The following is a 19,622-nucleotide window of genomic DNA, read 5'->3' as shown; positions in this document are numbered from 1 at the left end:
TTCAGGAAACCTCCGGCGTTTTGCGCTCCAAATGTCGTTCCCACAGGAAGTAAAGCAGCGGGATCACGATCAGTGTCAACATGGTGGAGGCGAATGTACCAAAAATCAAGGACACTGCCAGACCGCCAAATACCGGATCGCTGACCATGATCGCCGAGCCGAACATGATGGCCAGCGCCGTCAGCAGAATCGGGCGAAACCGCACGGCACCTGCCTCGATCACCGCTTCGTCCAAGGGGTATCCCTCGCGCCGATACTCGATGATGAAATCGATCAGCAACAGAGAGTTACGCACCACCACCCCCGCCAGGGCAATGACGCCAATCATCGAGGTGGCGTTGAACGGCGTATTCAGCAGCCAATGACCGGGGAAGACACCGATCAGGGTTAGGGGAATCGCGCCCATAACAATGATCGGCATGATGAAGGACTGGTAGTACGCCACCAACATCAGGTAAATGAACACCAGGGCAATGATGAATGCCGCCCCCAGATCGCGAAAGACGTCCAGAGTGAGCCGCATATCACCGCCCCAAAGGATCTGGTAGTGAGTGATATCATTCGGCTGCGCCGGCATGAAACCCAAGTTACCCGTATGCAGGTGCACGCCGTCCAAAGTTTTGCCATCGAGCATGTTGTTGAGCGTGTAGGTAGCATAGACCGGACTGGAACCCAGCAAATCTCCGGTCACGTAGACCACCTCGTGCTGATCACGATCGACAATCGGCTTGGCTTGGGTAGTTTTCTCGATGGTAACGATGCTCGCCAGCGGCACCTGTTTTCCTGCCTCATTGCGGATGCGCAGGCTCAATATCTGCGACTCCCAGGCACGATCAGCGGGGGGTACTCGGAGAATGATATCCACAGGTTCGCGCGCGCTGGGGACAGCGATGGTGCCGATCTTGGTCCCGGCGATGTAATCGTGTACCAATTCCGCCACCTGCGCCGGCGCGACCCCGGCCAGCATCGCCTTTTCCGTCAGGACATGGATGCGATATTCGGGAACTGTACCGGTGACTGAGTCGTCGACATTGATCATGTCGTAGACCTTGCGGAAACGCTCTTCGACCTGCCCCGCCAGCTGCCGCAGCTTGTCATAGTCGGGACCATAAAGCTCCGCCACCACCTGGGCACGTACGGGAGGCCCTGGCGGCACCTCGAAGAGCTTGATCACCGTACCCGGAAAGCGCTGCTCCAGCGGCGCAATCTTTTTGTAGATATCCACACTGACCGCATGCGACATCGGGCGTTCGCTGCGCGGCACCAAATTGACCTGGATCTGCGCATAGTTACTGCCTTTGCGCATCATGTCGCCACGCACCAGCCCGGCAAAGTCCACCGGCGCGGAGCGCCCTACATAGTTCTGGAAATTTTCGACGTACGGATTCTGCGCCAGTACCTGCCCCACCGCCTGCACCACCCGCCCGGTTTGGGCGAGCGCCGTCCCCGCCGGGGTATCGACCTGGATCATGAAGTCACTGACATTGCCCGCCGGTAACATCTTGACGTTGACCCCCAGGGCACTCAGCGGACCATTCATGCCCGAGGGCCGGACAAACTGCCACGCCGGCATCAACATCACCAGGAGCAGCAGTACGATGACTACTAAAAAAAAGAGATTGCGCCGCCCAGCAGAACGCAACAAGGGCGTGAAGACCCGCAGATACGCGCGCTGCAGGGCATCGCGCTGGGCGTGCCCATCGTCATGCTGCTGCGCCGCAGCATGACGCTCGGCCTTGCCGCGCAGGAAGCGGTAGGCACCCCAGGGAACCACGGTGTAGGCGAGCAACACCGACGCGATCATGGCAATGGGAACAAAGATCGGGATGGGCAGCATGAACGGTCCCATCATGCCGGTAACGAAGGCCATCGGCACGAAGGCGAGGATCACCGCCAGGGTAGCAATATTGGTGGGATTGCCGATCTCGTTGGTGGCCATCACCACCTTATCGGCAAAGCTGCGCCTTTCCCCGCCATGACTGAGGTGGCGATGGATATTTTCGATGACGACGATGCCACCATCGACCAAGAGACCCAGGGACAGAATCAGAGCGAACAAGGTAATACGGTTGATGGTCTGCCCAAGGATCCAGCCAATCCCGAGAACCACTCCCAGGGTAAGGGGCACGGTAAGGATGACGATAGCGGCCTCGCGCCAACCCAAAAAGATCAGCAGAATGACGGCGACCACGCCCACTGCGATACTCAGATGTTCAAAGAGCGTGCTCACCGCATCGTCGGCGCGCGCGCCGTAATCGCGAGTGACGGATACATGCACGCCCTGGGGAATGGCTTCTGTCTCCAGGCGTTGTAATTTAGCCTTGAGGGCATCGGCAACGACCACGGCATTGGTTCCCGGTCGTTTGGCCAGAGTAATGGTGACTGCAGGCATGCTGGTACCGGCGGGCAGTCCGAGACCGTTGGCCGGACCAGTGTTGTCGGTCACCAAGGTATTCGTTTCCGCCGCCCCTTCTTCCACCCGCGCCACGTCATGCAGATAGATCGGCCGGTTGTCATGGGAGCCGATGATCACATCACCCACCGCCGAGCCCGAACCAAGCGCCGCATTGACGCGCAGGGGAATGCGCTGATTATCGGCAACCAGATGCCCTGCAGGCATCACCAAGTTACTGCCCTGCAACGCCTGCTTCAGTTGCGCCAGGCTTACCCCGCTGCTGGCCAGCTTTTGCGGATCGATCCAGATATTCACCGCCTCTTGGGCACCACCAATCAGCTCGGCGTTGGCTACGTCAGGCACATTCTGCAACTGATTCATGACGCGCATGGCCACCGCACGCAGTTGTACCTGATTCAAATGGGAGGAACTCAAGGTGACATCGAGGATGGGGACATCGTTGATGCCGATGGACTTGACCAGCGGCTGCATGGTCCCCGGCGGCATGCGGTCGATGTTGCGGCTGAGCTGGTTATAAACCTCAAGGAGACTCTTTTCCTCATTGGCACCCACCTGAAACTGCACGGTGACGATGCCCATATCATTCACTGCATAGCCGTACGTGTGATGCACGCCGGGCAGAGAGGCCATCAGCGCCTCCAGCGGGCGCACCACGAGATTATGCACTTCCTCACTGTTGGAGCCCGGGCGCATGACGAAGATCTCCGCTGCCGGCACCACGATTTCCGGGTTGTACAGGCGCGGAGTCACGAGCACCGCCATCGCTCCAAAGAGGGCAATGGCGAGCATGATCAATACCGTGATCTTGGAGCGATAAAAGCCGCTGGCCAGACGACCGGCCAGATTCATCTTTGCTACATTCTCAGCCATGCGCAGCCCCGGTACTCTCGATCCGGTCGCCGTTGTCGACGGCTTCGATGTTGCTGACGACGATTCGCTCGCCAGCGCTCAAGCCCGCCAGGATTTGCACCTGATCACCAATCTTTTGCCCCGGACGCACCATGCGATACTCTGCCACGCCCTGGGAATTGACGACGAAGACGCCGGGGATACCCGCCCGGTTGAGCAACGCACCCTGCGGAATACGCAGTGTCGTTGTCTCACCGACCTGGGGAATCTGTACCTGCACAAAAGCCCCGGCCTGGATGTCGCTGCCCGCAGGCAGGCTCAGTTTTACCAGATGGCTGTGGGTCACCGGATCGGCCACGGGTACCAGGTCGCGCACCGTCGCCGTGAGCGCCTTGCCGTCATTGTCGACGACAAGTGCTTGTCCAACGTGGAGAGTGGCGAAGGCGGCAGTGCCGACACTGCAATCGACTTCGAGCTGCTGCGGATTGGCCAGGGCCAGAACCGGATGACCGGGGGCAACCAGATCACCATTTTGCAGATACTTCTGCGTGATCACCCCGGCAAAGGGCGCCGTCACCCGAGCGTAGCGCAACTGGGCAGCAGCACTGCCAGTGCCGGCGCGCGCCGCAGCAACCTGCGCTTTGGCCATCTGATACTGGCTCTGTACCTGATCCCACTGCTTTTGCGGGATGGCCTGAGCCTCGTAGAGCTTCTTGAAGCGATCATAGTTCGACTGCGCATCCGCAAAATTGGCCTCGGCCTGGGCGAGGCTTGCCTGCGCCTGCGCCACTTGACTATCGACATCTGCTGGATCCACCTGAAAGAGCAACTGGCCCGCACGTACGGATTCACCCACATGTACCTGCAGACCACGTAGATAGCCGCTCAAACGGGAACCCAACTGTATCTGCTGACTGGCCATGACCGTGCCCGGCACGGTCTCATAACCAAGCCCCTTGCCGGCGGCAAGGGTCAGGGTCTGCGCCTGCACCGATTCGCCAACAGCACCGACATGGGGCGGCTTCTGTCCACAACCGGCCAAGCCCAAACTCAAGATGATTGCGACCGTCAAAAACTGTTTCTTCACTTGCTTTCTCCCGTCATTGCGGCACCGGTCATCGTCTGTATGTCCATTTTGCCCAAGGCGAGCAGGAGTGCACCGCGTTCCACGGCCTCTGCATAGCGCGCCTGGACCAGCTCCGCGCGCGACTGATCGAGGGAAGCCTGTCCACGCAACAGGCCGGTCAAGGTTTCAACGCCGTTTTGGTAGCGCAAGCGCACCAGACGTTGCGCCTCCTCACTCTGGCGCACCGCCAACTCCCGAGCCTTGACGCGCTGCGACGCGAGCTTTGTAGCCAGGAGGGACTTCTGTAACTGCAGCCGGGTATCGTCCTGGGCCTTTTGCAGATTGGCCAGTGCCACTTGCACCTTGGCCTGGGCGGAGTCCATCTGCCCGGAGCGCGAAAAATCCAGCAGATTCCAAGAAACCTGTCCACCTACGGTATAGGAGGGCACAGCATTGCCCAGGGTCGTACCGTTCCACTCCTGCTTGGCCATAGCATTGACATGGGGGAGATAGGCGGCGCGGGCAACACCGATACCTGCTTGCGCGGCCCGGACTTTTTCCTGCAGGGCACGAATACCGGGATTGTTGGCAATAGCCTCTTGCTCCAGGGCGAAGGTGTCACCGGCGGGCTGTGGTGGCAACACCGGGGCATCCACCTGGATCGGAGTCGAGATCGGCTGACCGATCAGCAACGCCAAATTGGCACGTGCATTGGCGACCTGGTCCTTGGCCTGCTGCACTGCCAACACCGCCTCTTCCTGGTGCACTTGCGCCGACAATAGATCACTTTTCACTACGACACCCTGGTCCAGCAACTGCTGTGTGGTCTTGACATAGTTGTCGGCAGCACGCAGTGCCTTTTCTGCGACTTCCTGACCTGCCTTGGCAGCAATCAGTCCATCATAGGCCTGCAGCACGGTGAAGGTGAGCTTCTGCTGGGCAAATTGGTCTCCCGCCTGCGCCGCATGCAACATCGCCTCCGCTTCGCTGATACCACTGCGCACCGCGCCACCATTCCAGATCGGGATGGCGAGGGAGAGCTCGGTGCCGAGATTGTGATAGCCACCCGGGTGATCGAGATTGTTGGGCGCAGTATAGAGAGACTGCGGGTCGGAAGGATTGAACTGGCTGGCGCCAAAGTCGTTGAAGGTAGCGACGCGCTGCGAGAGCTTCATGCCAAAAACGGTCAGGGCGTTGTTCGACTGCGCCCCGGAAAAACTCGCTGTGAGTTTCGGCAGCAGGTTACCATTGGCGGAGCTCAGCGCTCCCTTGGCCTCGGCCGCCTGGGCTTCGGCCAGAAGAGCGTCGGGGTTACGCTTCTGTGCGTCTTGCACGCACTGCGTAAAATCAAGGGCATAGACTGCCGGAGCAGCGACAGACGCCAGCAAGGCGGCGATGATGGCAGCCCAGGAACGTCGGCGATTCCTGCAGCAATAATCTTTCTTCATCTGTTGACCTCTGCCAAAAGAGGCACAAGCGCTAAAAAGATTAGTATATTATGATATTCTTCGAATGAAAAGCGTCGGCACTAGTGGATGCTACAGAACACCTCACTCATCATCGAGATCAGGCGCAGGGTGCGCGGATCGCCAACCCGGTAATACACCTTATTGGCATCCTTGCGCGCCTTGAGGATGTCCTTTTCACGCAGGATCGCCAGGTGCTGAGAGATATTGCTTTGCGTAGTGCCCACGGCAGCCACGATATCCTGCACACTCATCTCCTCCGAGCCCAGAACGCAAAGCACCTTGAGGCGCAAGGGATGGGCCATAGCCTTGAGCGAACGTGATGCCTGCTCGATATCTTCTTCGCGGGTGGGTAGTTCTTCCATTCTTGATCCTCTAATCGTCAGCGTTTACCAGGCCTCGGTCGTTACATTCTGAACCACAACCGATCACCTTGCCTTTTCTCGGTTATCTTCTATAGAATGGAGCATTCGCGGGTGTAGTTCAATGGTAGAACCTGAGCTTCCCAAGCTCATGACGTGGGTTCGATTCCCATCACCCGCTCCATCTCTTGCTCCCCTCATCAATACAGGGGCTTATCCAGGCGTCCCAGAATCTCATCGACCCGTTGCTTGACGGTATCCGTCATCCGGATCGGCGCGCCCCATTCCCGCGTCGTTTCGCCGGGAAGCTTGTTGGTGGCATCAAAGCCGACCTTTCCCCCTAGACCCGCCACCGGCGAGGCAAAATCAAGATAATCGATTGGAGTATTTTCCACCAGCAGGGTGTCACGCACCGGGTCCATGCGCGTGGTCATGGCCCAGATCACATCGGGCCAGCTGCGGGCATCCACATCCTCGTCCACCACAATGATGAACTTGGTGTACATGAACTGCCGCAGAAACCCCCATACCCCGAACATCACTCGCTTGGCATGACCGGGGTAGCCTTTGCGAATCCGCACCACTGCCATCCGGTACGAACAACCTTCTGGCGGCAGATAAAAATCGAGAATCTCCGGATACTGCTTTTGCAGGAGCGGGACAAAGACTTCGTTGAGGGCAACTCCCAGAATTGCCGGTTCGTCCGGGGGCCGTCCGGTGTAGGTGCTGTGGTAGATGGGATTTTCCCGATGCGTCAGACGCTCCACGGTCAGCACCGGGAATTTCTCGGTCTCGTTGTAATAGCCCGTGTGGTCCCCAAACGGACCCTCCACAGCGAAATCCTCCGGGTAGATGTGTCCCTCCAGAATCAATTCCGCGCGCGCCGGGACCTGCAGGGGTACGCTTAGAGCGTTGGCCAGCTCAGTACGACCGCCGCGCAATAGTCCGGCAAACTGGTGCTCGGATATCGTATCGGGGATGGGGATGACCGCCGCAAGGATGGTCGCGGGATCGGCGCCGAAGGCGACGGCTACCGGAAAAGGCCGACCTGGATTCTGCCGCTGAAATTCGCGCAGATCCTGCGCTCCGCCGCGATGCGCCAGCCAGCGCATGATGACGCGGTTGCGGCCGATCCGCTGCTGGCGGTAGATGCCCATGTTGGCCCGCTTTTTGAGCGGTCCTTTGGTAATCGTCAGGCCCCAGGTGAGAAGTGGCCCGACATCGCCCGGCCAGCAGGTCTGCACCGGCCATTTTTCCAGATCGATCTCGTCTCCCTGCAGGACTACCTCTTGGCACGGCGGGCGCGACAGGGTCGTCGGCGCCATGTGCAGGACTTTCCGCAAGGTGGGGAGCTTGTTCCACAGGTCGCGGATCCCCTTGGGCGGATCGGGCTCTTTCAAGTAGGCGAGCAGGCGGCCGATCTCCCGCAAATCCTCAAGAGACTCTCCGCCCATTCCCAGAGCCACGCGCCGAGTGGTGCCAAAGAGATTGCCGAGCACCGGAATCTCATACCCAGCAGGGCTCTCAAAGAGAACGGCCGGACCACCAGCACGCAGGCTGCGATCGCAGATTTCTGTCATTTCCAGCCGGGGGGAGACCGGCTCGCGGATGCGGCGTAATTCCCCGCGAGATTCCAGGTCGTTTATGAAGGCACGCAGGTCAATATAGCTCATTGGCCAATGCTAGCCCATGAGCTTTATTTTGTCTCCTCTCCGGGCTCCTCCCGAGCCACCAGGAAGGCACTGTCGTCGATCGCCAGCGTGCTGGTGGCCCGCAGATCAATAGCCTCGTGACCACTGATGTATTCTTCTGCAAGAGCGGTCAGGCATGCCACTTCATCCGCATTAACCGGCGCAAAGCCGGAGAAGCCAATGTCCTGCAACAAGCGCTGCCCGGCTTCGCTTTGCTCCATGCTACACAAGGTCGTACACAATGCGTCTTGCAAATGGGCCAGACGTGGCGAAATACAAAAAGCATGAAAGGCAAAGGCATCATCGGACTGCGCGATGACCTGCAAACTCTCCTGGGTGATGCGACTGGCACTGGAGTAGACTTCATCAAACACGAAGGCCAGATCGACCCGCCCCTGCAAGAGACTCTTCAGCGCCGATTGATAGCTGCCGGTAAAGGTGAAATCGAGGCGGGCGCGATCGATTTCTGCCTTATCCAGAAGAAACAGGCCAACCATGTGTACCAGAGTGGCATCAGTCGCGGAGGCGATATGGATCCGTTCCGGCAGGGAGGCGAAATCTATCCACGGGGAGCCTTTGCGGGAACACAACAGCACTTCGTCGAAGTGTTCTTTGGGCTTTGCCACAGGGATAAATCCTTTCTTTTCGACATACTGCACCCAGTCGAAAGGGTTGGCATACACGAGATCGATCCCCCCCTGCAGAACGGCGTTTCTCCCCTGCGCAAAATCGTCCTGAGGCGAAAAGTGCAGACTGCAATGCAACTGTCGCTGCAGATAGGTGCTCATCAGGAACCAGCCCGGAAGATTCTTTCCGGAGTAATTCGGGTCTACGGTAAAGCCGTACATCAGATATCAAAATCCACAGGAATTTCTCCCAGTATATTCAAATGAATATTAAATGGCGTCATATATTTCATCGCCGTCATCATCGATCCCTTGAACTTCAACTTACGGCTCATCAGTGCCGACTTTCCGGCAATTTCACCGGCAAGAATCTTCTTCCAGTTTTCCATGCTGGCCCACATGATGAAATCTCTGCGCCGTCCATCGGAGGGACCAGCATAGATCACTTTGCCGGCCTTGCAGAAGAGCATCACATGCGGAATATCAGGACGATCCTCAATATAATACTCCCAAGTGGCGTTGAAATTCTTCAAGTCCTTTTGAATTTCCGGATGGGTATCCCATTGCTTGCCCACCAGACGAATCCACTCTGTACTCATGAATTTCACGGCCATCGGCCCCTCCAAATATAAGCATATAATAATTGTCTTAAAACACCCTGACTAACTACCAGGACTATTTAGCCGACATTTCCATTCCTGCCAAGAGCTGCTGCAGAATGGCGCCCGCCAGATGTACGCCAAATAAGGCTGGCATGTAAGAGATCGTGCCATTCACCGTCTTTGGCCTGCCGCCGGGACCGTGATTCGGCGCCTCGCGCGGGGCAGCGGGACGGGGACGTTCGCGCGAGTATACCGCCCACAGGTCGAGAGACGCGCCGGCATGACGCAACAGGCCACGCAACTCCCGCGCCAGAGGACAACCCTCGGTCTGGTTCAGCCGCGCCATACGTACCTGGCCCGGATCGAGCCGATTTCCTGCCCCCATGCTCGCGTAGATCTGCATGCTCAGCCCTTGCGCTGCCTGAATCAGTGCCGCCTTGCTGGCAATGGCGTCGATGCAGTCAGCGAGCACCGTGGCACCACTTTGGGCAAGAAGACCCCCTACATTGTCGGCCTGGAGAAAGATCTGCCATGCATCGACCTGACAATCGGGGGCGATATCGGCAATTCGCTCCGCCATGACTTCGACCTTTGGCTGCCCCAGCGTGCTATGCAACGCCACGAGTTGACGATTGAGATTACTCAGACCAACGCAGTCATGGTCTACCAGGGTCAGGCGCCCCACCCCGGCACGCGCCAGATTCTCGGCAACGTAGGCGCCAACCCCGCCCAAACCGGCAATAAAGACATGACTGGCGGCCAATCGCGCGACGCCTTCCTCACCAATCAGGATACGAGTCCGTACCGAGGCATCATCTGACATGCTGTTTCTCCAATCGGGGAAAAACTCGCAGAGTATTCGCTGTGCAGATTTCTGCAAGTTGTTCCGATGCTTCCTGCCGCAGCTCTGCAGCAATAGTGAGGATTTCTGTCAGGTGGGCCGGCTCATTGCGCTCTCCAAGCTGCGCTTGCGGTGTCTGAAAGGGAGCGTCGGTTTCGAGGAGGATGGCATCCGCTGGCAAGGCAGTGAGCACGCGCCGCAAGCGTTGCGCTCGAGGATGGGTCATGGCTCCCCCGAAACCCAGATGCAAGCCCAGGTCGATGGCCTTGCGAGCCTGTTCGTAGCTTCCGGAAAAACTGTGCAGCACGCCAGCGATCGGTCGATACCCGCGCAGCAACTGCAACAACTCCTCCGTGATTTTTCGCGCATGAAGGATCACTGGCAGACCATAGGCACGGGCAATGGTCAGCTGTCGCTCCAGGATGGGGATTTGCTGCGCGAGGTGCGGCGAGCCCGCGCCGCGATCCAAGCCCACTTCTCCCAAAGCCACCGCATTTTCGAGCAGTACTTCCAGACGTTCCCAGTCCCCCGCGCGCAGATCGACGAGAAAGCACGGATGCACCCCAAAGGCTGCAGCTACTCCCGGCTCTGCTACGCGCAGGGAGTCCAGGCGCGACCAATAGTGCGGGCTGTAGGCGGGTACGACCCAAGCTTGCACTCCGGCCGCACGGGAGCGCGCCAGAACCGCATCGCGATCCGGCGCAAAATCCTTGTGGTCGAGATGACAGTGACTGTCGATAAGCAAAAGCCGGACCTCAGTATTTGACAAGATACCGATTAGTAGGTATTTAATACCCTATGAGTACAGTAATCGCCAAAAAAATCCGTAACCCCGAGCAGACGCGCACCGACCTGCTCGCGGCAGCGTACACAGAAATCCTGGAAAGCGGCTTTCAGGCGGCCAGCCTGGACCGCATCCTGGCCAAGACCTCGGTGAGCAAAGGGGCACTTTACCATCATTTTGGTACCAAGCAGGAGCTAGGCCTCGCGGTGGTTGAAGACGTAATAGCGCCGCAATTGGCCCAGCGCTGGTTCGTTCCCCTGCAGCAGACCACAGAGCCCGTCCCCTGTCTGCAACAGCTGCTGGCGGAAAAGATCGACGCTGCCGACGAGCAGTTACTGCGCTATGGCTGTCCGCTGAACAATCTCATGCAGGAAATGAGTCCGCTGGATGAGAATTTCCGCCAGGGCCTGCAGCGTATCCTTGATGAGTGGACCCGCGTAATCAGCCATGCCCTGACGCGCGGCCAGCAACAAGGCAATGTTCGCCAGGAGGTGAATCCGATGGAGGCAGCGCTGTTTATTGTTGCAGCCATCGAGGGTTGCGTCGGTCTGGGGAAAAACGCGCAATCGCTGCAGAGCTACCGGACCTGTCTCGGACAACTGCGGCAGTATATCGGCACCCTCGCGGCCTGATCGGGATTTGCGTAGATACCGATTGGTCGGTATCCTTCTTCCGTCTTTTCCCACGCAGAGGAGTGAATGCCAATGTCGCAGGTCAAATCCGAGTGGTTGCAAATTTCTCCCGAACTTCGCGCCTACTATTCCCGCCCCGACGGCTCTGGACCGTTCCCGCTGATCCTGGTTTTTATTGAGGCCTTTGGCGTCAATGAGCATTTTGAGGATGTCGCACAGCGCCTGGCGAAGGAAGGCTTTGCTGCCATCGTCCCAGATATCTACCACGGCAAGGTCTATGATTACCAAGACTTTCAGAATGCCATCGGGCACCTGCGCACTCTGCAAGACGATGTCGTCATGAAAGAGGCGCGGGCTAGCATTGCGGCCGCGCAGGAGCGTCCGGAGGTGGCCGCAGGCAAGATCGGCATCGTCGGCTTTTGCATGGGAGGGCGCTACACCTTCCTCGCCAACGCGGCCCTAGCCGAGCACGCAGCCGTGGCGGTCGCCTTTTACGGTGGCGGCATTGCCCCGGAATCCGACCCCGCCGGACGTCCGCCCTTGCTGGACCATGTGCCGGCCATGCGCGCCCCAATTACTTTGCTCTATGGTGCCGAAGATCAGTCGATCCTGCCCGACGAACATGCCCGCATCGTCGCAGCTCTCAGCCGTGCGAAAAAGCGCTATACCCTCAGCGTTTTCCCCGGCGCACCGCACGGCTTTTTCAGCGATCGCCGCGACAGCTATCGGCGGGAAGTGGCGGCCGAGGCTTGGCAGATTACCCTCAATGAATTCTCCAAGCACTTGGGGGCGAAGCAGTGAGTAAGTTGTTATTTACGCCTTGGCAGTTGCGCAGCGTCACCCTGCGCAATCGCATCATCGTGGCGCCCATGTGTCAGTATTCCACTCCAGATGGTGTGGCGCGGGACTGGCACATGGTACACCTGGGCAGCCGGGCGGTCGGCGGTGCCGGTATGGTGATGGTCGAGGCCTCGGCGGTCAGTCCCGAAGGGCGTATCTCGCCGGACGACCTGGGTATCTGGAATGATGCCCAGAGCGCAGCGCTGCGCCCCACCGTCAGCTTTATCCAGGCCCAGGGCGCCGTGGCCGCCATCCAGATTGCCCATGCCGGACGCAAGGCTTCTACGGCAGCTCCTTTCCACGGCGGCACCCCAATCCCACCAGGCAGCGAACGAGGCTGGCAGCCCATTGGGGCAAGCCCTCTGCCCTTCAGCCCGCAGCACACAGTTCCTGCGGAGATGTCGGTAAAAGACCTGGAGCGCGTGCGTGATGACTTCGTTGCTGCCGCCGAGCGCGCCCATGCCGCGGACTTTTCGGTGCTCGAACTGCACATGGCGCACGGCTATCTGCTGCACAGTTTTCTTTCGCCTATCAGTAATCAGCGGCAGGATCGTTATGGTGGCAGCCTGGAAAACCGCCTGCGCTTTCCTCTCGAAGTGGCACGGGCCGTGCGCGCCGTCTGGCCCGAGGAACTGCCGCTCTGGACCCGCATATCGGCGACGGACTGGGTGCCGGGCGGCTGGGACATCGAGCAGTCTGTCGCTCTGGCTGGTGAACTGAAAAAAATAGGCGTGGACGTCATCGACTGCAGCAGTGGCGGCATGACCCCAGATGCCCAGATCCCCGCGGGCCCGGGATTTCAAGTACCTTTTGCCGAACGCATTCGGCACGAGCTGCAGATGCCAACGGTAGCGGTTGGCCTGATCACCGAAGCGATGCAGGCCGAGCAGATACTGGTCACCGGCCAGGCAGATGCCGTCGCCCTGGCGCGGGAGCTCCTGCGCAACCCCTACTGGCCGCTACAGGCTGCCCACGCCTTGGGCGTAGACTGGAGCTGGCCGCCGCAGTACGATCGCGCCAAACCCAGCCGCTAGGCTACGGGTATTCTGACCGGGGAGGATCCCTTCCCCGGTTTTGTTTTGCAGCATAGGGCTTCTTACCGATGCGTTCCCGTGAGACTTATCTGGCTTTCACAGCAATTTTCCTGATTGCTTTGATTTGGGGCTACAACTGGGTGGTGATGAAAGTCGCGTTGCAAGACAGCGCGCCACTGCTCTTCGCCGCTCTGCGAGTGGTGCTCAGCGCGCCGGTTTTGCTGCTGTTCCTGATTTTGCAGAAGCGCTCCCTGGCGCTGCCGCCGCTGATCTATGTCGTACCCTACGGACTGTTGCAGAGCACCGGCTTTGTCGGCGCCACCCTGCTGGCCCTGGAATACGCCGGGGCGGGCAAAACCGCAATTCTGGTCTACATGATGCCGATCTGGCTGATGCTGCTCGCCTGGCCGGTTCTGGGAGAACGACTGCAAGGACTGCAGATCCCCGCGCTGGTGTTGGCGCTACTTGGTCTGGTGGTCATTCTGGAGCCTTGGCAGATAGGTCATTCTCCTTGGCAGGGTCCGTTCTTTGCGATCTTGTCAGGGATTTCCTGGGCGGCCTCGGCGATCTGGCACAAACGCTTCATGCCCAGGGGTCAGGACCTGATCACTGCAACCTTCTGGCAGGCCTCCATCGGCGGACTCGTACTCCTCATCGCGGCGCTGCTGCTGGAGGGGTGGCAGGTGCAATGGACGGGCTCCTTTATCGCTGCTCTGGCGTACAACGCCGTTCCCGGGACCGCTCTTGCCTATGTGCTCTGGCTCTTTGCCTTGCGCCACCTTCCTTCGGGAGTAGCGGGAATCGCTACCCTCCTTGCCCCCCTCATCGGTGTTCTGGCGGCCTGGCTGCAATTGGGTGAACGGCCCAGCCTTTGGGAGGCCATGGGTATGGCAGCCATTTTCTCTGCGCTCCTCCTCGTCAGCTGGCAACATCTGCGACCCAAGGACAACAGCATTGCCGTGACGGCGCAGGAGTAAGACAGACAATCAACTTTCTTCGATCACGGCTGCAAGACCTCCTCTTGAAATGCCCAACGCTCACGCTGACGGCCGCGGCGAGCGAATGCGAGCCAGCGGTCCGGTCGAACGTGATGTTGGACGGCACGCTCGCCCGCCTATTGGCCGGAACGTGACTCGCGCCTCTTAATGATGAGCATCCACGCGATCTGGACGGCGGCAAGCCCGAAGAAGGCAATCGATGCGGTGAACATGAGCCAGTTGCTCGGGTTGAGAAAAAGGCCAAACAGGCCACCTCCAATCAAAATGAGAACGCCAATCTCCAGTAGCCACATGCCGACTGTGCTGTGGGCGCGCGCCTGACCAGCTACGCTCTCGCTCAACGTTAGCTTCTCGTCCGTCTGCTGCAGGCGGCGACACTGGTACCGCGCCCACACCGCGTACAGAACGATGAGGGGCAGCGAAATCAACGCTCCGCCGAGGAAACCCTGCAACCTGACCGCCAGAATAACCAATGGCAGGGAGATGACGTAGTAGGCATTGATGTGGCGTTGAAGCCGTTCGAAGTCCTTCTCGGAGGGAATAGCGTAGCCACGGCCGAGCGTTCCCCAAGGGAAGAAGAGCCTCCGCCCATCTGGCGTGGTCTTGAACGAGCCGCTCGTTAAAGCATCATAATAGCCCATACCCCTCCTCGCGAGGCCGCTTCGCACGCCGTCCAACGTGTAGCTAACCGGAGCCCGAAATGCCGCAAAGCGGCATGTAGGGCGTCCGTGTTGGGCGCAGGGTTGGGCATCTAGAACGGTATTTCATCAAGCGCCACATCGAGCGGAAATTCATAGTCGAAGTTTCCTTCGACAGTCACCAAACGAATGATGGATCTTCCAGAGACTCGATACGAGTCCTTTAGCTCTTCGCCCTTGAGCACGGTCGCAAGAACTCGCCTCGCCGAGAACTTCAACTGAGCCCAGGAGTTCTTGTTCAGGCGACGAACAGGTGGTGTAAGAAAGTGACGGGCAGGGAAATCTGGAAGGTCTGAGTCTGTGGAGGGACATTCCTTTCCATCTTGCTTGAGCGTCCAACCCTTGTTCGAGTAGAAGTAGATCGCGTCAATTTCTGCAGAAGTGTTTGATGTTTCGTTATGAAGATCGATCTTGAAATCGACAGTACCCCACGCGATAAATTTCGTCTTTTCGAGCAAACCACTTGCGTCTTTTAGGGTGGCCTTTATCCTGCTCGAGCGGATTGTCTCTACTTGGTCCTTGGCCCAGGCCATTTCTTCGGCGAGCAGGCTTCTAAGTCGGCCAATTGAGCTTCCATAAACGATGTGCCGATGATGCTTGAGGTCAAATGGAATATCATCAGCTCGTTGCGTGAGGAGAATGCAGAGTTTTCCCTTCGCGTGAGCAAATCCAACTTCATAGAAGACGTTTGGGTTCTGCCCCGTCATGTCGGCGACTATCAGATCGGCGAATTCAATTTGGCGATATATTCGCTCGAGAATTCCTTCCGAAAAATTTTGCTCGTCGACCCGCTCAGCAAGGATTCCAAGAGCTATGGCTGTTTCCTTTATCCCGAGCTTATAGATGTCGTCGAATGACTTGTCGAACGGCATTAGAACGAAGGCAAAGAACTCAATATCCGCACTCATTGAGACGCCCAACGTCACTTAGACTATAAAACCCTACCATAGCATGATTTACCAACGCAATAGGAGAGGACTCCATCATCCTGTTCTAACTGCCTTTGTAGTCCTTGCCAATACATTTAGGGCAGCCTAAAACTCCACGGATGGAATCCAGCCACGTCACCCCCAACGTCCCGCCCAAACTCCTGGACCAGATGCATGCTCGGATCAGGGCATTGCACCACAGCATTCGCGCGGAAGAAGCGTATACAGACTGGGTGTGCCGGTTCATTTTGTGGGCGCTGCAGACGCTCCACCATTCTCAAATATTGCAAATAATCATCAGAACACCTTGTTTCCACGAGCTATCTCCGAAGACCACAAGAAATTTTTTGATGCTTTTCTGGAAAAATAAAGACAGCAGGTTACGCGATTCGATCATTTTACCACCCGTTTAATCCTGAAGAGAGAATCATCAGCCGACTACGAGTTTGAGAGATCAAGCACTGCAAGGAAAGTCCTTGCCCAGGCTGGAGTGCCTCTCGACTCTCACCGCAGTGCTTCCGCTTCTCAATAATCCACTGGATTTCTGATGATCTGATTTTTTGTTTCTGCGCAAGATTTGCCTGATGCATCAGGACATCGTAGCGCTCAGTCAATTGCCGGGTAACTTCGTTATATTCCTGCAGCGCCTGACCGTGCAAGTTTCCTTTCCCATTGTTCTCCACGAGATCTGGAGCATTTAGATATCTGGCAAAGTCTTCGGCCTTGGGCCCAGGTAACAATTCCCATCCGCCGAACTCTTGGTTCCACCGCCAGCTCGCACTCGCACTATATCCGCAGGCCATACACTTCGTGCTGCGAAAACCAGCAAGCGTCAGTATCCCGTCCCGAATCTGAACGGAAATTGTTCCATCCATCTCGCTGGCAGAAAATGCTCGCCGCATAGCGCCATCACGATAACTATAGATAGCATAACTGCTACCGCCTGCATCCCCTCCTGTGGACCAACCGTAGGTAGCCAATTGTTCATAAGAACCAGGGATCAGATGCAGTATTTTAAAATCGTAGGCGGCTGTACCGGTAATGCTATTCTGCGCCGTCTCCATGTAGGAGGCCTTCAGCTCGCCTCCTGCGATAATCTCGGCAACCGCATCACAGGTACCATAGCTACCGGGCTTCTGAACAATACGCAAGAACTGCGGACCCGGCCAGGGTCCGAAATGGGCGGGAGTCTGGGAGAGAGTCCGCTGTGGGCAATCGATTGCCAACGAAGGAAGAGGGGTACAGAGTCCAAAGAGCAATAACCCGGCGAAATGTAGCGATTTGCGGCGCATGAAAACCTCGTTTTTTCATCCCTGGGGGAGAGTCTACGACCAGCTTGATCTACCAGCAATATCGACAGGTGGACGGCCAGGCAGTTGCCGGTTCCTTTCCGCACGCGCAGTGATCCAGTACGATACCCTTAACAAAGAGAGGTGCAGGAAATGAAGAAGTGGGTGTATCTCGCCATCATTCTGGTAGTATTGGTCCTGGCTGTCCTACCCATGTTTTTTCGTGAGGGTCCCTATGGCGGAAAAGATCAGGCCTGGTATGAACAGCATCCCAAGGAAACGGCCAAGGAACTGGCCTGGTGCCAAGAAAAACCGGAGCGAAACACAACCATGTCCTGTCAATACGCACAAAATGGCGCCGTTGCCGGTATGACCGGCGACTGAGGGACGATCCCAGGACATCGCTGACGCCAAATCAGCGCAAGGCCTCCTCATGGCGATTTCCCAAACCGTCGCGGCGCTGATCCAGACCGACGACCTTGGCGACTCGATCAGTTCGCGTGCCCTTTTCTGCAGCTTAGGGCTGTCGGTGATGGCCCCCGAGGGCGACATGGGTATCGAGAAGGAGGTTCAAGATCGACCGCCCAGGAATAGGCGCTCGATTTCTTCATTATGGGCATCGATACTGTCGGGCACCTCGAACTTACCCTTGGCGACACCGATGCGCTTACCCGCCTGGACGGAATCCACGGGCACCAACTTGGCAGCCGGGCGGCCATTGCGGGCAATGATGATCTCGCGCTCCTTGCCCTGTTCGATAGCTTCCACGAGGCGGGATAGCGATGACTTGGCCTGCAACATGTTGAAAGATTGCATCATGTCCTCCGAATCACACAAAGTTAGTCTAGCCTGGCCAGCATCGGCAGTCCAGTTCGTGCAGGCGAATCACTCCCACTCGATGGTGGCTGGCGGCTTGGAGCTAACATCGTAGGTGACGCGGTTGATGCCGCGCACCTCATTGATGATGCGCGAGGACACCTTCTTGAGCAGAGCGTAGGGTAGTTCGGCCCAGTCGGCGGTCATGAAGTCGCTGGTCTGCACGGCGCGCAGGGCTACCACGTAGTCGTAGGTGCGACCATCGCCCATCACACCAACGCTTTTTACCGGCAGGAAGACAGCAAAGGCCTGACTGGTGAGGTCATACCAACTTTCGCCGCTTTCGGGGTCAATGCTGGCCCGTAGTTCTTCGATGAAGATGGCGTCCGCGCGACGCAGCAGGTCAGCGTATTCTTTTTTCACTTCACCAAGGATACGTACTCCCAGGCCGGGGCCCGGAAAGGGATGGCGATAGACCATTTCCCGCGGCAGGCCAAGGACCACGCCCAGCTCCCGGACCTCATCCTTGAATAGCTCGCGCAGGGGTTCGAGCAGTTGCAACCCGAGTTGCTCCGGCAAACCGCCAACATTATGGTGGCTCTTGATGGTGACGGCCTTCTTGCTCTTGGCGCCCCCCGATTCGATGACATCGGGGTAGATCGTCCCCTGCGCCAGAAAGCGGACGCCACGATGGCCGGGACGGGCGGCCTTGAGTTTCTCGGCCTCGGCCTTGAAGACATCGACAAAGAGACGGCCAATGATCTTGCGCTTCTGTTCCGGGTCGATAACGCCTGCGAGTTCGCGCAAAAAAAGCTCGCTGGCATCCACCCGTAATACCTTGGCGTGCAGCTTGCCCGCGAACATTTCCATGACCATGTCCGCTTCGTTTAGACGCAGCAGCCCGTGATCGACGAAAACGCAGGTAAGCTGGTCGCCGATGGCGCGGTGGATCAGGGCGGCGGCCACGCTGGAATCGACACCACCAGACAGGCCGAGGATGACCTCTTCCGCGCCGACCTGCTCGCGGATCCGTGTCACGGCCTCGGCCACATAGTCGCCCATCACCCAATCACCGGAGCAACCGCAAATTTCGTGCACAAAGCGGCGCAGCAGCGCCCTTCCCTGCAGCGTATGGGTGACTTCGGGGTGAAACTGTACCCCATAATAGCCGCGCTCCTCATCCGCCATTCCGGCAATGGGGCAACTGGCAGTGCTGGCCATCAGCTTGAATCCCGGCGGCAGCGCCGTGACTTGATCACCGTGACTCATCCAGACCTTGAGCATGCCGTAGCCTTCCGGCGTCTGAAAGTCTTCGATGCCTTGCAAAAGTCGGGTATGGCCGCGGGCGCGGACCTCCGCATAGCCGAACTCCTGATGGTCCGACCAGCTCACCGTGCCACCCAATTGCGCCGCCATGGTCTGCATGCCATAGCAGATACCCAGCACCGGCACCCCGATCTCCCAGACTGCCTGCGGGGCCCGCAATTCATGGTCTTCGTAGGTGCTGCCATGACTTCCGGAGAGGATGATGCCCTTGGGCGCAAAGTCACGCACAAAGTCGTCACTGACATCGCAGGGATGGATTTCGCAATAGACATGCACCTCGCGCACGCGCCGGGCGATGAGCTGGGTGACCTGGGAACCAAAATCCAGGATCAGGATACGTTCTTCACTCATGGAGGC

At 58.1% G+C, this 19,622-nt stretch carries 19 protein-coding genes and 1 tRNA gene; 6 read left to right on the top strand and 14 right to left on the bottom strand.

Features of this window, described 5'->3' with window-relative positions; genetic code table 11:
- Position 1: 1 nt before the first annotated feature.
- The 4 genes from MQE22_RS04335 to MQE22_RS04320 form a co-directional block, all read right to left on the bottom strand.
- Positions 2-3,286 carry an efflux RND transporter permease subunit gene (locus MQE22_RS04335; protein WP_215872017.1) on the bottom strand — a complete coding sequence of 1,095 codons (3,285 nt, stop codon included), beginning with the start codon at positions 3,284-3,286 and terminating at the stop codon, positions 2-4.
- The gene (locus MQE22_RS04330) at positions 3,279-4,352 is read right to left on the bottom strand and encodes an efflux RND transporter periplasmic adaptor subunit (RefSeq protein ID WP_215872018.1); all 1,074 of its coding nucleotides are present in this window, start codon (positions 4,350-4,352) and stop codon (positions 3,279-3,281) included. The genes MQE22_RS04335 and MQE22_RS04330 overlap by 8 nt, the downstream gene beginning before the upstream one ends.
- A complete protein-coding gene (locus MQE22_RS04325) occupies positions 4,349-5,779 on the bottom strand; it encodes a TolC family protein (protein WP_215872019.1) in 1,431 nt (476 codons plus the stop codon). Before MQE22_RS04325 ends, MQE22_RS04330 begins: the two co-directional genes overlap by 4 nt.
- 80 nt (positions 5,780-5,859) lie before the next feature.
- Positions 5,860-6,162: an ArsR/SmtB family transcription factor gene (locus MQE22_RS04320; protein ID WP_215872020.1), complete on the bottom strand. Its 303-nt coding sequence runs from the start codon at positions 6,160-6,162 to the stop codon at positions 5,860-5,862.
- Positions 6,163-6,269: 107 nt separating this feature from the next.
- Here MQE22_RS04320 and MQE22_RS04315 point away from each other — a divergent pair.
- Positions 6,270-6,343, top strand: a tRNA-Gly gene (locus MQE22_RS04315).
- A 16-nt stretch (positions 6,344-6,359) separates the two neighbouring features.
- Here the strand turns inward: MQE22_RS04315 and ubiD are convergent.
- The 5 genes from ubiD to MQE22_RS04290 all read right to left on the bottom strand — a co-directional run bounded on the left by ubiD (position 6,360) and on the right by MQE22_RS04290 (position 10,664).
- Positions 6,360-7,832 (bottom strand): 4-hydroxy-3-polyprenylbenzoate decarboxylase, encoded by a 1,473-nt coding sequence (gene ubiD / locus MQE22_RS04310; protein WP_215872460.1) that lies wholly within the window; start codon positions 7,830-7,832, stop codon positions 6,360-6,362.
- Positions 7,833-7,855: 23 nt separating this feature from the next.
- Positions 7,856-8,698 (bottom strand): phosphate/phosphite/phosphonate ABC transporter substrate-binding protein, encoded by an 843-nt coding sequence (locus MQE22_RS04305; RefSeq protein ID WP_215872461.1) that lies wholly within the window; start codon positions 8,696-8,698, stop codon positions 7,856-7,858.
- On the bottom strand, positions 8,698-9,090 hold the full coding sequence (locus MQE22_RS04300; RefSeq protein ID WP_215872462.1) for an SCP2 sterol-binding domain-containing protein: 393 nt from the start codon (positions 9,088-9,090) through the stop codon (positions 8,698-8,700). Before MQE22_RS04300 ends, MQE22_RS04305 begins: the two co-directional genes overlap by 1 nt.
- Positions 9,091-9,151: 61 nt before the next feature.
- Positions 9,152-9,901 (bottom strand): tRNA threonylcarbamoyladenosine dehydratase, encoded by a 750-nt coding sequence (locus MQE22_RS04295; RefSeq protein ID WP_215872463.1) that lies wholly within the window; start codon positions 9,899-9,901, stop codon positions 9,152-9,154.
- Entirely contained in the window at positions 9,891-10,664 is a 774-nt protein-coding gene (locus tag MQE22_RS04290; protein ID WP_215872464.1) for a TatD family hydrolase, read from the bottom strand. The genes MQE22_RS04295 and MQE22_RS04290 overlap by 11 nt, the downstream gene beginning before the upstream one ends.
- Positions 10,665-10,717: 53 nt before the next feature.
- Here MQE22_RS04290 and MQE22_RS04285 point away from each other — a divergent pair, with 53 nt between their 5' ends.
- From MQE22_RS04285 to MQE22_RS04270, 4 genes are all read left to right on the top strand, one after another.
- Positions 10,718-11,335: a TetR/AcrR family transcriptional regulator gene (locus MQE22_RS04285; RefSeq protein ID WP_215872465.1), complete on the top strand. Its 618-nt coding sequence runs from the start codon at positions 10,718-10,720 to the stop codon at positions 11,333-11,335.
- Between the two features lie 72 nt (positions 11,336-11,407).
- Positions 11,408-12,136 (top strand): dienelactone hydrolase family protein, encoded by a 729-nt coding sequence (locus MQE22_RS04280; protein ID WP_215872466.1) that lies wholly within the window; start codon positions 11,408-11,410, stop codon positions 12,134-12,136.
- A complete protein-coding gene (locus MQE22_RS04275; RefSeq protein ID WP_215872467.1) occupies positions 12,133-13,209 on the top strand; it encodes an NADH:flavin oxidoreductase/NADH oxidase in 1,077 nt (358 codons plus the stop codon). The genes MQE22_RS04280 and MQE22_RS04275 overlap by 4 nt, the downstream gene beginning before the upstream one ends.
- A 68-nt stretch (positions 13,210-13,277) precedes the next feature.
- Positions 13,278-14,186 carry a DMT family transporter gene (locus MQE22_RS04270; protein WP_215872468.1) on the top strand — a complete coding sequence of 303 codons (909 nt, stop codon included), beginning with the start codon at positions 13,278-13,280 and terminating at the stop codon, positions 14,184-14,186.
- Positions 14,187-14,323: 137 nt separating this feature from the next.
- Here MQE22_RS04270 and MQE22_RS04265 read toward each other — a convergent pair whose 3' ends face one another.
- The 3 genes from MQE22_RS04265 to MQE22_RS04255 form a co-directional block, all read right to left on the bottom strand.
- Positions 14,324-14,848, bottom strand: coding sequence for a hypothetical protein (locus MQE22_RS04265; protein WP_215872469.1), 525 nt, complete (start codon positions 14,846-14,848; stop codon positions 14,324-14,326).
- A 110-nt stretch (positions 14,849-14,958) separates the two neighbouring features.
- Positions 14,959-15,813 (bottom strand): TIR domain-containing protein, encoded by an 855-nt coding sequence (locus MQE22_RS04260; protein WP_215872470.1) that lies wholly within the window; start codon positions 15,811-15,813, stop codon positions 14,959-14,961.
- Positions 15,814-16,232: 419 nt separating this feature from the next.
- Entirely contained in the window at positions 16,233-17,126 is an 894-nt protein-coding gene (locus MQE22_RS04255) for a lysozyme inhibitor LprI family protein (RefSeq protein ID WP_215872471.1), read from the bottom strand.
- A gap of 150 nt (positions 17,127-17,276) precedes the next feature.
- Here MQE22_RS04255 and MQE22_RS04250 point away from each other — a divergent pair, with 150 nt between their 5' ends.
- The gene (locus MQE22_RS04250; RefSeq protein WP_215872472.1) at positions 17,277-17,507 is read left to right on the top strand and encodes a hypothetical protein; all 231 of its coding nucleotides are present in this window, start codon (positions 17,277-17,279) and stop codon (positions 17,505-17,507) included.
- A gap of 186 nt (positions 17,508-17,693) precedes the next feature.
- Here the strand turns inward: MQE22_RS04250 and MQE22_RS04245 are convergent, their stop codons facing one another.
- Both MQE22_RS04245 and guaA read right to left on the bottom strand, forming a co-directional pair.
- Positions 17,694-17,942 carry a type II toxin-antitoxin system Phd/YefM family antitoxin gene (locus MQE22_RS04245; protein WP_226830672.1) on the bottom strand — a complete coding sequence of 83 codons (249 nt, stop codon included), beginning with the start codon at positions 17,940-17,942 and terminating at the stop codon, positions 17,694-17,696.
- Between the two features lie 66 nt (positions 17,943-18,008).
- A complete protein-coding gene (guaA, locus tag MQE22_RS04240) occupies positions 18,009-19,616 on the bottom strand; it encodes a glutamine-hydrolyzing GMP synthase (protein ID WP_215872473.1) in 1,608 nt (535 codons plus the stop codon).
- Between the last annotated feature and the right edge of the window lie 6 nt (positions 19,617-19,622).

Origin of the sequence: Acidithiobacillus sp. YTS05 (assembly GCF_024396695.1) — a bacterium.
Classification (GTDB): domain Bacteria; phylum Pseudomonadota; class Gammaproteobacteria; order Acidithiobacillales; family Acidithiobacillaceae; genus Igneacidithiobacillus; species Igneacidithiobacillus copahuensis.
The sequence above is the reverse complement of the archived record's forward strand: the minus strand, read 5'-3'. Positions and strand labels throughout refer to the sequence as shown.

Bases quoted from the DNA above. Each gene is read 5' to 3' on its own strand.
- MQE22_RS04320 (WP_215872020.1), bottom strand. From the start codon at position 6,162: ATGGAAGAACTACCCACCCGCGAAGAAGATATCGAGCAGGCATCACGT.
- MQE22_RS04285 (WP_215872465.1), top strand. From the start codon at position 10,718: ATGAGTACAGTAATCGCCAAAAAAATCCGTAACCCCGAGCAGACGCGC.
- ubiD (WP_215872460.1), bottom strand. From the start codon at position 7,832: ATGAGCTATATTGACCTGCGTGCCTTCATAAACGACCTGGAATCTCGC.
- MQE22_RS04295 (WP_215872463.1), bottom strand. From the start codon at position 9,901: ATGTCAGATGATGCCTCGGTACGGACTCGTATCCTGATTGGTGAGGAA.
- MQE22_RS04300 (WP_215872462.1), bottom strand. From the start codon at position 9,090: ATGGCCGTGAAATTCATGAGTACAGAGTGGATTCGTCTGGTGGGCAAG.
- MQE22_RS04325 (WP_215872019.1), bottom strand. From the start codon at position 5,779: ATGAAGAAAGATTATTGCTGCAGGAATCGCCGACGTTCCTGGGCTGCC.
- MQE22_RS04245 (WP_226830672.1), bottom strand. From the start codon at position 17,942: ATGATGCAATCTTTCAACATGTTGCAGGCCAAGTCATCGCTATCCCGC.
- MQE22_RS04260 (WP_215872470.1), bottom strand. From the start codon at position 15,813: ATGAGTGCGGATATTGAGTTCTTTGCCTTCGTTCTAATGCCGTTCGAC.
- MQE22_RS04305 (WP_215872461.1), bottom strand. From the start codon at position 8,698: ATGTACGGCTTTACCGTAGACCCGAATTACTCCGGAAAGAATCTTCCG.
- MQE22_RS04335 (WP_215872017.1), bottom strand. From the start codon at position 3,286: ATGGCTGAGAATGTAGCAAAGATGAATCTGGCCGGTCGTCTGGCCAGC.
- MQE22_RS04255 (WP_215872471.1), bottom strand. From the start codon at position 17,126: ATGCGCCGCAAATCGCTACATTTCGCCGGGTTATTGCTCTTTGGACTC.
- guaA (WP_215872473.1), bottom strand. From the start codon at position 19,616: ATGAGTGAAGAACGTATCCTGATCCTGGATTTTGGTTCCCAGGTCACC.
- MQE22_RS04280 (WP_215872466.1), top strand. From the start codon at position 11,408: ATGTCGCAGGTCAAATCCGAGTGGTTGCAAATTTCTCCCGAACTTCGC.
- MQE22_RS04265 (WP_215872469.1), bottom strand. From the start codon at position 14,848: ATGGGCTATTATGATGCTTTAACGAGCGGCTCGTTCAAGACCACGCCA.
- MQE22_RS04270 (WP_215872468.1), top strand. From the start codon at position 13,278: ATGCGTTCCCGTGAGACTTATCTGGCTTTCACAGCAATTTTCCTGATT.
- MQE22_RS04250 (WP_215872472.1), top strand. From the start codon at position 17,277: ATGAAGAAGTGGGTGTATCTCGCCATCATTCTGGTAGTATTGGTCCTG.